Here is a 10,977-nt window from a genome sequence, read left to right on the forward strand (position 1 = left end):
CGGACAATGGCGCTCGTCCCTATTCCAAAGGAGCCTTTCCCATGAGCAATGATCCCTTCACTTTCGATATGTTCGGCTCGAGCGCCCTTTCATCTGGCCTAGGGCTCGGGGTCACCGCCTTTGGCGGTTTCTCGCCTGCTGCCGCCAACGACGACGATCCGGATCCAGTGCCACCGGCGCCGGCACCCGCCCTCCCGGTCGCTGCCGCCCCCGTACGGCGGCCAGGACTTCGGGCAAACTTCTATCTCAATGGCGACCGCGAACTGGGCGCCTCATGGAAGGACCGCGCCCGCGACAATGTCGCGGCGATCCTGGTCGCCGACGGCATCGCAAAGCAGGACCGACCGGCGACCCCTAAGGAACAGGCGCAGCTGATCCGCTTCACCGGCTTCGGCGCTGGCGACTTGGCCAATGGCATGTTCCGCCGTCCGGGCGAGGTCGATTTCCGACAAGGTTGGGACGATCTCGGCTCCTCGCTCGAAACTGCGGTATCTGAAGCCGACTACGCCTCGCTCGCCCGCTGCACCCAATACGCCCATTTCACGCCGGAGTTCATCATCCGGGCGATCTGGGCCGGGATTGGAAAACTCGGCTGGCGGGGCGGCCGTGTGCTGGAGCCTGGTATCGGCACAGGCCTGTTCCCGGCCCTGATGCCGGAGCAATATCGCGACGCGGCCTATATCACCGGGATCGAGCTCGATCCGGTCACGGCCCGTATCGTCCGCCTGCTGCAGCCCAAGGCCCGGATCATTAATGGAGACTTCGCCCGCACCGATCTGGCGCCGATCTACGATCTCGCCATCGGCAATCCGCCCTTCTCCGATCGCACTGTCCGCTCCGACCGCGCCTATCGGTCGCTCGGCGTCCGGCTGCACGATTACTTCATCGCCAAGTCAATCGATCTCCTGAAGCCCGGCGCGCTCGCAGCTTTCGCCACCTCGCATGGGACGATGGACAAGGCAGATACGGCGGCGCGGGAGCATATCGCCAAGTCGGCCGACCTGATCGCAGCGATCCGCCTGCCCGAAGGCAGCTTCCGCCGTGACGCCGGCACGGATGTCGTCGTCGACATCCTGTTCTTCCGCAAGCGCAAACTTGGTGAGCCGGAAGGCGATCAGCTGTGGCTGGATGTAGACGAGGTCCGGCCCGCCACAGATGACGAAGGGGCCATCCGCGTCAACAGGTGGTTCGCCCGTCACCCCAACTTCGTACTCGGCGCTCATGCCTTGACCTCGGGACCGTTCGGCGAGACCTACACATGCCGGCCGCACGACGGCAAGGGTCTTGAAACGGCACTTGCCGCTGCCATCGATCTCCTGCCCGCCGATCTCTACGACGGAGAGCCGACGCCGATCGACATCGATCTCGGAGATGAGCTTGGCGAGATCGTCGATCTGCAGCCTAAGGGCGGGCCTGTCCGCGAGGGCAGCTTCTTCCTCGACCGCTCCAAGGGCTTGATGCAGATGCTCGACGGCGCGGCCGCGCCGGTCACGGTCCGCAAGGGCCGCACCGGAGACGGCATCTCGGAAAAGCACGTCCGGATCATCAGCAAACTCATCCCGATCCGCGATGCCGTCCGTGAGGTGCTGAAAGCGCAGGAAACCGATCGTCCCTGGCGGGATCATCAGGTTCGGCTGCGCATCGCCTGGTCGAGCTTTGTGCGTGACTTCGGGCCGATCAACCACACCACCGTTTCGATCCAGGAAGATGCCGAGACCGCGGAGGTCAAGGAAACCCATCGCCAGCCAAACCTTACACCCTTCCGGGACGACCCGGACTGCTGGCTGGTCGCGTCGATCGAGGACTACGATCTGGAGACCGACACGGCGAAGCCCGGTCCGATCTTTTCCGAACGCGTGATTGCGCCGCCGGTGGCACCAACCATCACGTCGCCGGCAGATGCACTCGCCGTCGTGCTGAACGAACGTGGGCACGTTGATATCGACCATATCGCCGAGCTGCTGCACAGCGATCCGGCTGATGTGGTCGAGGAGCTGGGTGACGCCATCTTCCGGGACCCGGCCGATGGATCGTGGCAGACAGCCGACGGGTATCTCTCCGGCGCCGTCCGCACCAAGCTCGCCGCCGCACAGTCGGCAGCCGAGCTAGATCCAAATTATGAGCGCAACGTCCGCGCCCTGACTGACGTCCAGCCGGCCGACCTTCGACCCTCCGACATCACAGCACGCCTCGGCGCCCCATGGATCCCGGCCGCCGATGTCGTGGCCTTCGTCAAAGAGAAGATGGAGGCCGATATCCGCATCCATCATATGCCGGAGCTCGGGTCCTGGACGGTGGAGGCCCGCCAGCTTGGCTACAGCGCCGCCGGCACATCTGAATGGGGCACCAGCCGTCGCCATGCCGGCGATCTGCTCGCCGACGCTCTCAACAGCCGGGTGCCGCAGATCTTCGATGTGTTCAAGGACGCCGATAGCGAGCGTCGGGTGCTCAACGTCGTCGATACCGAAGCAGCCCGTGACAAGCTTCAAAGGATCAAGCAGGCGTTTCAGGACTGGGTCTGGACCGACCCCGATCGCACCGATCGGCTGGCCCGCGACTACAATGACCGATTCAACAATATCGCGCCTCGCAAATTCGACGGCTCCCATCTGAAGCTTCCCGGCGCCTCAGGCGCCTTCGTTCTTTACGGGCACCAGAAACGCGGCATCTGGCGGATCATCGCCGATGGCTCGACCTATATCGCCCATGCCGTCGGCGCCGGAAAGACAATGACCATGGCCGCCGCCATAATGGAACAGCGCCGGCTCGGTCTGATCGCCAAGGCGATGCTTGTCGTGCCCGGCCATTGCCTGGCACAGGCTGCTCGTGAATTCCTCGCGCTCTATCCGAATGCCCGCATTCTCGTCGCCGACGAGACCAACTTCACCAAGGACAAGCGCGCCCGGTTCCTGTCGCGTGCGGCGACCGCGACTTGGGATGCGATCATCATCACCCATTCGGCGTTCCGTTTCATCGCGGTGCCCTCGGCCTTCGAGCAGGCGATGATCCACGACGAGTTGCAGCTCTATGAGGATCTGCTGACCAAGGTCGACAGCGAAGACCGTGTATCGCGCAAGCGCCTCGAGCGGCTGAAGGAAGGATTGCAGGAGCGGCTCGAAGGCCTCGCCACTCGCAAGGACGATCTTCTGACGATCTCAGAGATTGGCGTCGACCAGATCGTCGTCGACGAGGCGCAGGAATTCCGCAAGCTGTCGTTTGCCACCAACATGTCGACCCTGAAGGGTATCGACCCCAACGGCTCGCAGCGTGCCTGGGATCTCTATGTCAAATCCCGCTATATCGAGACGAAGAACCCCGGCCGGGCGCTCGTGCTCGCCTCCGGCACGCCGATCACCAACACACTCGGAGAAATGTTCTCCATTCAGCGCCTACTTGGCCATGAGGCACTTACTGAGCGCGGACTGCACGAGTTCGATGCTTGGGCCTCCTGCTTCGGCGACACGACGACCGAGCTCGAAATCCAGCCATCCGGCAAATACAAGCCGGTCAGCCGCTTCGCTTCCTTCGTCAACGTCCCGGAACTGATCGCCATGTTCCGGTCCTTCGCCGATGTCGTCATGCCCGAGGATCTCCGGCAGTACGTTAAGGTGCCCAACATCTCGACCGGGCGGCGGCAGATCCTGACAGCCAAGCCGACGGCGCTGTTCAAGACCTATCAGCAGATGCTCGATGGCCGGATCAAGGCGATCGAGAAGCGCGAAGGTCCGGCCCAACCCGGTGACGACATTCTGCTCTCGGTCATTACCGATGGCCGCCATGCGGCAATCGACCTGCGCTTCGTCATGCCGGCGGCCGACAATGAGGCGGATAACAAGCTCAACCTACTCGTGCGAAACGCCCACCGGATCTGGGCGGAAACCAGCCAAGCGATCTATCGCCGCCCGGATGGCAAGGATTTTGATCTGCCGGGCGCCGCGCAGATGATCTTTTCCGATCTCGGCACGATCAATGTCGAAAAAACCCGTGGCTTCTCTGCCTACCGGTTCATCCGCGACGAGTTGATCCGGCTCGGCGTACCGGCATCGCAGATCGCCTTTATGCAGGATTTCAAGAAAACCGAGGCGAAGCAACGCCTGTTCGGCGATGTCCGCTCTGGCAAGGTTCGCTTCCTGATTGGCAGTTCAGAAACCATGGGTACTGGCGTCAACGCGCAGCTTCGGCTGAAAGCTCTGCACCACCTCGATGTCCCGTGGCTGCCATCACAGATAGAGCAGCGCGAAGGCAGGATCGTCCGACAAGGCAACCAGCACGATGAGGTGGATATCTTCGCCTACGCTACCGAGGGTTCGCTCGATGCCAGCATGTGGCAAAACAACGAGCGCAAGGCTCGCTTCATCGCTGCGGCCCTCTCGGGCGATACGTCAATCCGCAGGCTCGAAGATGTCGGCGAGGGTGCTGCCAACCAGTTCGCCATGGCCAAGGCAATCGCTTCCGGCGACGAACGGCTGATGCAAAAGGCCGGGCTTGAGGCCGACATCGCCCGGCTGGAACGGCTACGCGCCGCCCATGAGGACGACCAATATGCCGTCCGCCGGCAGATGCGCGACGCCGAACGCGAGATCGAGGTCTCGACCCGTCGGATCGGTGAAATTGGCGAGGACATCAAGCGGCTGCGGCCAACCACGGGCGATGCCTTCACGATGAAGGTGCTCGGTCAGGACCATACCGAACGTAAGGAGGCCGGTCGCGCACTGATGAAGGAGATCCTCACACTTTTGCAGTTACAGCAGGAGGGCGAGGTGCATCTGGCGACGATCGGCGGTTTCGATCTGGTCTACGAGGGCGATCGTTTCGGCAAGGGTGATGGCTATCGCTTCGAAACCTACCTCCAGCGCACCGGGGCCGAATACGAGGTCGATCTCTCCATCACGGTGACGCCGCTCGGCGCGATCTCACGCCTGGAGCACGCACTTGATGGCTTCGACAACGAGCAGCGCCAGTATCGCCGGCGGTTTGAGGAAGCCGAGCGCCGGTTGGCGTCTTATCAGACACGTACCGGCGGCCTGTTCCAGTTTGCCACAGAGCTGGATGCCAAGCGCAAACAGCTGCGTGAGGTCGAGGATGATCTGGCCGCGGAAGTTATCGCAGAGGCAGATGAGGCGAGGACCGCGCCAGCCGCATAGCTGCGCTGCACAATAAATGGATGCTGTGTGATCAAAAAAGGATCACAACGCACCCAGCTGATGCACATGACGGTCACCTCCCAGTTCCGTCGCAGCAGCTGTTCCCCTCTGGAGGTTCAAAATCTCCACACTTTACGGGCCGCGGTTTTCACCGGCGGCCCTTTCTTTTTGCCCCCATGACCGGCAATTGTGTCAGTGCCTCAATGCCAACGACGAGCTTGCTTATTGCGCTGCCTTTGCTTTTGAGGCCGGAATGATCAGGTTCACTTTGTAGCTCACGCTATTTTTCGCCGAAAGATCCGGTCCGATCTCGATCTTCCATGCGGGAAGTTTGGCGGAGGCCGAACCCGTATATGTTGCGGTGAAAATCCGTTCGCAGGTCGCTTTGACGTCGTCGAATTCGGCCAAACGCCTCAGTGCGTCCTTCAAACACTCGAGATTGCCAGTCGTGAATTGGTTGTTCTTGCGGCAGTTCACGGAGTTTTCGCCGCTGATGTTGAATGTCGCTTCATAGTCGTTCTTCATCGTGTTGCCGGTTGCATTTCCGCTGGAACCGCCGATCTCCAACCAGGGAAACTTCAATACGAGCTTGCTTTCGACATTGTTCGATTTCTCAACATTGACCGTCACGCGCGCTTTCATCAGGTTAGGCAGAATCTTGTAGCGTCCGGAACGAGCCGCGGAAGCTAGGTCGCACTTTATGCTGTTGTCGATGGCTGTCCCGTTGAACAGCCATATCTTCTGTGCTGGCTCAGCAGCGTAGACCGTGGCGGACGGCATGAGCAGCGCCAGCGCTGCCAAGCAATGTCTCAGCATATTTTCCCCTCAACGTTTATTCCCCGACTGATTACAACCATGTGGTTTAAATAAAGGGAAGTGCCGGCAGAGGAGAAAGAAGAAGAGAAAGCAAAACCCGATCGCCGATCGGGCCTCCTGCCGCCGCTTGCGCTCAACCGCCGCCTGCGCGATCCCGGCTGCTGGTCCTTCGCAGGGCTTCAAAACCCCGCTCGTCCTGCGCAGCAGGGATGCTCGGCCGCAGTTGCGTCCGTCCGGCCGATTTGCGGTTCGGGAGATGTCTTCGAGAAAAAAATGAAGACAGGAAAGGGCTGGCAAGGCGCCGGTCCGGAACTCTCCTGAAAGGAACCGTCCCATGCAGATCATGAAGGTTGACCCGCGCGCGCTAAAGGAAAACCCAGACCGGATGCGACAGTCAAAGTCGTCGCCGCAGGCCGACGCGTTGATGCTCGCCACGATCAAGGCCGTCGGCATCGTCCAGCCGCCGGTGGTCGCGCCGGAAGCCGACGGCGGTAACGGCTATATCATTGACGCCGGCCATCGCCGCGTCCGGCTCGCGATCGCTGCCGGTCTCGAGGAAATCGAAATCCTCGTCGCGGACGCTGCCAACGATAATGGTGCGATGCGTTCCATGGTCGAAAACTCCGTCCGTGAACCTCTCAATCCCGTCGATCAGTGGCGCGGCATCGAACGGCTTGTTGCTCTCGGTTGGACGGAGGAAGCGATCGCCGTCGCTCTCGCCCTCCCCGTCCGCCAGATCCGCAAGCTGCGCCTTCTCGCCAATGTGCTTCCGGCCATGTTGGAACAGATGTCGCTGGGTGACATGCCGTCCGAGCAGCAGTTGCGGGTCATCGCGGCCTCCGGCCAGGTCGACCAGAAGGAGGTATGGAAAGCCCACAAGCCTAAGAAGGGTGACACCGCGTCCTGGTGGCAGGTTGCCAATGCGCTGACCAGGAAGCGCATGTATGCCAAGGATGCGAGCTTTGGCGATGATCTCGCTCAGGCCTACGGCATCGAATGGGTCGAGGATCTCTTCGCGCCGGCCGACCAGGATGGCCGCTATACCACGAATGTCGAAGGCTTCCTCGGTGCGCAGCATGAGTGGATGACGAGCAACCTGCCGAAGAAGGGCGGGATCGTCGACGTCAACAGCTGGGGCCAGCCGGAACTACCGAAGAAGGCTTCTCAGGTCTACGGCAAGCCGTCCAAAGCTGACCACGTTGCGATGTATCTCGACCGCGATGGCAAGGTGCAGACCGTCCATTACCGCATGCCGGAGACAGCGAAGCCGAAGGGCGCGGGCGTCGATGGAGTGGTCGCTGGTGGCGCTGATGCCGACGCGACCGCGTCGCCCAAGGCACGGCCCGATGTGACGCAGAAGGGTCACGAGATGATCGGCGACTATCGCACGGATGCGCTCCACGATGCGCTCGGTCGCGCGCCGATCGAGGACGACATGCTGATGGCGTTGATGGTGCTGGCCTTCGCCGGACAGAATGTCCGCGTCGACTCCGGTGCGGACGGGACCTTCTATGGTGGCAAGCGCTTCTCGCGCCATGCAGTCGGCCTGTTCGACGAGAACGGCAAGCTCGCCTTCGATCTGGACACGCTCCGGGTCGCCGTCCGCTCGGTCCTGATCGATGTGCTCTCATGCCGCCGTGGCATGTCGAACAGCGGCATGATCGCGCGCATCGCCGGCGATGCGATCGGCGCCGACGAATTCCTGCCGAACATGGGCTCGGAAGATTTTCTCTTGTGCCTGTCGCGCCAGGCGCTGGAAGCGTCTTGCGCCGAGGCCTCGGTCCAGCCCCGGCCCAAGGTGCGCGAAACACGCGCAGCGCTCGTCGAGCATTTTGCGAGCGAGCACTTCGTCCATCCGTCCGGTCGCTTCGCGCCGCCAGCCGACGAACTACTCGACTGGATCCGTGCAGGTGTTGCCACTGATATCAGCGGCAGAGGCTCCCAGGACGACGACGGTGATGCCGGCGATCCCGGTGAAGAGCAGGAGGCGAGGGTCGAAGAGGAGGCGGATCAGGATGATCCGCGCGACACCGACGCCGAGGCTGAAGATGGCCACGACCAGGATTTCGATCATAGGGCAGCAGCATGACCGCCCGCCTCCAGTCGAACAAGGCAAACTCCACCCCCGATCTTTCGGGGGTGGAGTTTGCTACAAGCGCGGACGGCATGCCCATCGCACGCATCGATGACACCGTCCTTGCCATGGTCACGTCGCCGAGCGGCTTCGCATTCCTTGCGAGTGCAGTCTTCGTTCGCCGGCCGCTCGCTGAGCTGACGCGCGACGATTTCATCGGGCACGACGGCCGGCTGGCCGACGAGGCCGAGTTTCGAACGTGCGTTGCCGAGACGGCCCGGCATAAGCGTGATCTCGCTGCGCTGAACCGCGTGCAGACGCGCATGTCGGCGAGCACGCCATGGGGCGGCTCGCAGATCGCAGTCATCTATGCCGAGGGCGTCGTCGCCCATAGCACGGCCGGCCATGGCGGCTTTCATCTCTCTGCCGATCGCAATGCCAGAATCCATCCGCTACTGCGGAAGCACTCTCCGTGGTATGAAGAGGATAACGAATGGGCGATCGTGGCCAACAGCTTTCCAGAGCTGTTCACCGGCTACGAGCGATCGATGGCCGAAAAGACCATCCGCAATACCTGGCCGGATGCCTGGGAGGCGATCCATTGCTGCAAGCTGGCCGAGGGCGAAAGCTGGTCCAAGGATCGCCGCGCGTTTGATGAGCGCCATGCGGCAGATCATGTCGTCATATCTGCAATCTTTTCCGATCGGAACCCCGGCATGACCGAGGTCGTGGCGGTCGTCGGCGGGAACAGGCGAGCAGACAACGATGAGCGTCGCTTCCTTGTTCCGAGCGACGAGTATGCCGGGCGCAGCCGGTTCGGCTTTGTCATCGATCCCGTCCGTCATGCTGAGTATCAGGGGCCGTCCTCCTTCATCGGCTGGCGAAGCCGGGGAGATGGATCATGAACGACGTGCTCTTTGCAAAACCATTGGCGAGGGCAATCGGCGCAAGGCGTGAAACCCAGCGGCATCTCGATTGCCTGACCCGGCAGATAGCAGCGCGCGCAGGACGGCAGACGATCACAGTGGAGGTCCGGAGCCGGGTGCGCCGCCGGTCCGGTCCCCGTCTCTACCATCAGGAGCTTGCCGACCGCCTGGCCTTCGAACGGTGGCGCGAACTCGACACGCTCGCATCAAGGCTGGCAGAGCAGGAGCAGATCATCGATATGCTCGAGCATTGCGGTGATGCGCCCATCTCGTCGGTTGCGGAATAGGTGGACCTCTAACGGGGGCTGTGCAATGGGCGGCATCTGGTCATCTTGCGGCCACGACATCTCCCAGGGTGGCGGGCCTGGCCATGTCGTCCCTCGTCGGCGTGCGTCTGACATCTGACCCGTGCCGGACTGCCCTTCTGTTCGCTGCGGTCTGAACCGGCGGCCGGTCGTTTCAAGGCCGCTTGCGCGCCGCGGAGCGGCCGATCCAACCTCACTGCGCGAGGACAAGCCCGCGGTCCCAAGCAGGTCAAAACCTGCTGGCCCGCAACCCTGCCCTGCTGGCCCAGTCGGATCGGACCTGTGAAGCCGCCCGTCCTTTGCCGGTTCTGGTCGTCCGCATCGAAGGGCAGACCGGCACGGGCCGGAACCACTTCGGCAGCCACGGAAGGAAAAGACATGGCCAAGCCCGCCACCCCCAATCGCTCCACCGCCCGATCGGCGCAATCCCGTCGCGGGACAACCCTCGAAATGGTCCGCCTCTCCTGCCCCGACACCATCCAGGCGCACAAGATCGCCGAAAGCTTCGGCACGGCCATCGTCGACAGCGATGGCATCCGCAGCCTGCATGAGCGGCTGATCGTCGAGACCGCCGAAAGCCTTTCCGAGGGCTTGGGCGAAAAGGCCATGCAGATCCATCTGCAACGGATCGTCGGGGCCTTCGTCGGATCGGCACATGGCGCTGGACAGTTCTACAGCAGGGCCGTCACCGAGGCGCGCGACGCAACGGCCAAAGCATCGAACGATGCCCGCGACGAGGATCTCGACGGGCCCGTCGGCTATGACAGTGGCGCCCAGCGCAAGCGGGAGTTTGCAGCCGACATGGGCGTCCAATCCCACGCACTGCGGATGGCGGCAGAAGGTGCGGTGGCCGCCTACGAACAGGTCGTCGGCGAGACCTGGAAGCCCTTCGACCGGCCGGTCGAGAACCCCGGGGCATCGCTCGACCGCAAGGCGGCCGAGGCCCAAATGGCGGCTCTCGGTTGACACCCTGGCGGGGGCAACTCCGCCGCTTCTTTAAATCAGAGGCTGGCGCCTGCAGGTGCCGGCCATTTTTCGTGTTGAGAGGAAAAGCTGGAGACGCGCCTGTCGCGGCCCGTCCCGGTCGGCGGTCCTGCAGGGGCCAGGCGCCCATGCAACGGCTTTGCCGTCCTCCACGCTGTTGCGGCCGTTCCGGTGCATGGGCACACTATCGGCCCCTGACTTCGGACCTCCGTGACGGACCGCGACAGACGCGGTCTCGAGAAAAGGAAAAGGAAGTTATGGTCAGGAGAACGGATAACAATCGTATCGACATCTATACGCGCATCACCGACAGGATCGTTGAAGATCTCGAACAGGGCGTACGCCCCTGGATCAAACCATGGAGCGCCGCCAATACCGGTGGTCGTATCACCCGGCCGGTACGCCACAACGGCCTGCCCTATTCCGGCATGAACGTGCTCCTACTGTGGTCGGAGCAGCTGTCGCGCGGCTTCTGCTCCTCGATGTGGATGACATTCAAACAGGCTCTCGAACTGGGCGGAGCCGTGCGAAAGGGCGAAACGGGCTCGACGGTGGTCTTCGCCAGTCGGTTCACCAAATCGGTGGCCGACGGGAGCGGCACCGATGTGGATCGGGAAATCCCGTTCCTGAAGGCCTATTCGGTGTTCAACAGTGCGCCGTAACGGCGAAAGTATGGGAGTGTCACGATGAGTGAATGAGCTTGCTGGGATAGCTCATGCCTGCCGAAC

The 10,977-nt window shown here is 62.4% G+C and carries 6 protein-coding genes and 1 pseudogene; 6 read left to right on the forward strand and 1 reads right to left on the reverse strand.

What is annotated here, in order from left to right; genetic code table 11:
* Positions 1 to 41: 41 nt before the first annotated feature.
* Entirely contained in the window at positions 42 to 5,144 is a 5,103-nt protein-coding gene (locus MUU53_RS18790) for a DEAD/DEAH box helicase family protein (protein ID WP_247262250.1), read from the forward strand.
* 222 nt (positions 5,145 to 5,366) lie between these two features.
* Here MUU53_RS18790 and MUU53_RS18795 read toward each other — a convergent pair whose 3' ends face one another.
* Positions 5,367 to 5,960: a hypothetical protein gene (locus tag MUU53_RS18795; protein ID WP_247262251.1), complete on the reverse strand. Its 594-nt coding sequence runs from the start codon at positions 5,958 to 5,960 to the stop codon at positions 5,367 to 5,369.
* Between the two features lie 334 nt (positions 5,961 to 6,294).
* Here MUU53_RS18795 and MUU53_RS18800 point away from each other — a divergent pair, with 334 nt between their 5' ends.
* The 5 genes and pseudogenes from MUU53_RS18800 to MUU53_RS18820 all read left to right on the forward strand — a co-directional run.
* Positions 6,295 to 8,049 (forward strand): ParB N-terminal domain-containing protein, encoded by a 1,755-nt coding sequence (locus MUU53_RS18800; RefSeq protein ID WP_112668450.1) that lies wholly within the window; start codon positions 6,295 to 6,297, stop codon positions 8,047 to 8,049.
* Positions 8,046 to 8,939 carry a DUF7007 domain-containing protein gene (locus tag MUU53_RS18805; protein WP_112636417.1) on the forward strand — a complete coding sequence of 298 codons (894 nt, stop codon included), beginning with the start codon at positions 8,046 to 8,048 and terminating at the stop codon, positions 8,937 to 8,939. Before MUU53_RS18800 ends, MUU53_RS18805 begins: the two co-directional genes overlap by 4 nt.
* Positions 8,936 to 9,247, forward strand: coding sequence for a hypothetical protein (locus MUU53_RS18810; protein WP_215571104.1), 312 nt, complete (start codon positions 8,936 to 8,938; stop codon positions 9,245 to 9,247). Before MUU53_RS18805 ends, MUU53_RS18810 begins: the two co-directional genes overlap by 4 nt.
* 396 nt (positions 9,248 to 9,643) lie before the next feature.
* Complete coding sequence (locus tag MUU53_RS18815; protein WP_112636419.1) at positions 9,644 to 10,231, forward strand: hypothetical protein; 588 nt, start codon at positions 9,644 to 9,646, stop codon at positions 10,229 to 10,231.
* A gap of 275 nt (positions 10,232 to 10,506) precedes the next feature.
* Positions 10,507 to 10,899, forward strand: a pseudogene (locus MUU53_RS18820) (ArdC-like ssDNA-binding domain-containing protein); the annotation flags it as partial.
* Between the last annotated feature and the right edge of the window lie 78 nt (positions 10,900 to 10,977).

It is taken from the genome of Affinirhizobium lemnae (genome assembly GCF_022968395.1).
GTDB classification, from domain to species: Bacteria; Pseudomonadota; Alphaproteobacteria; order Rhizobiales; family Rhizobiaceae; genus Neorhizobium; species Neorhizobium lemnae.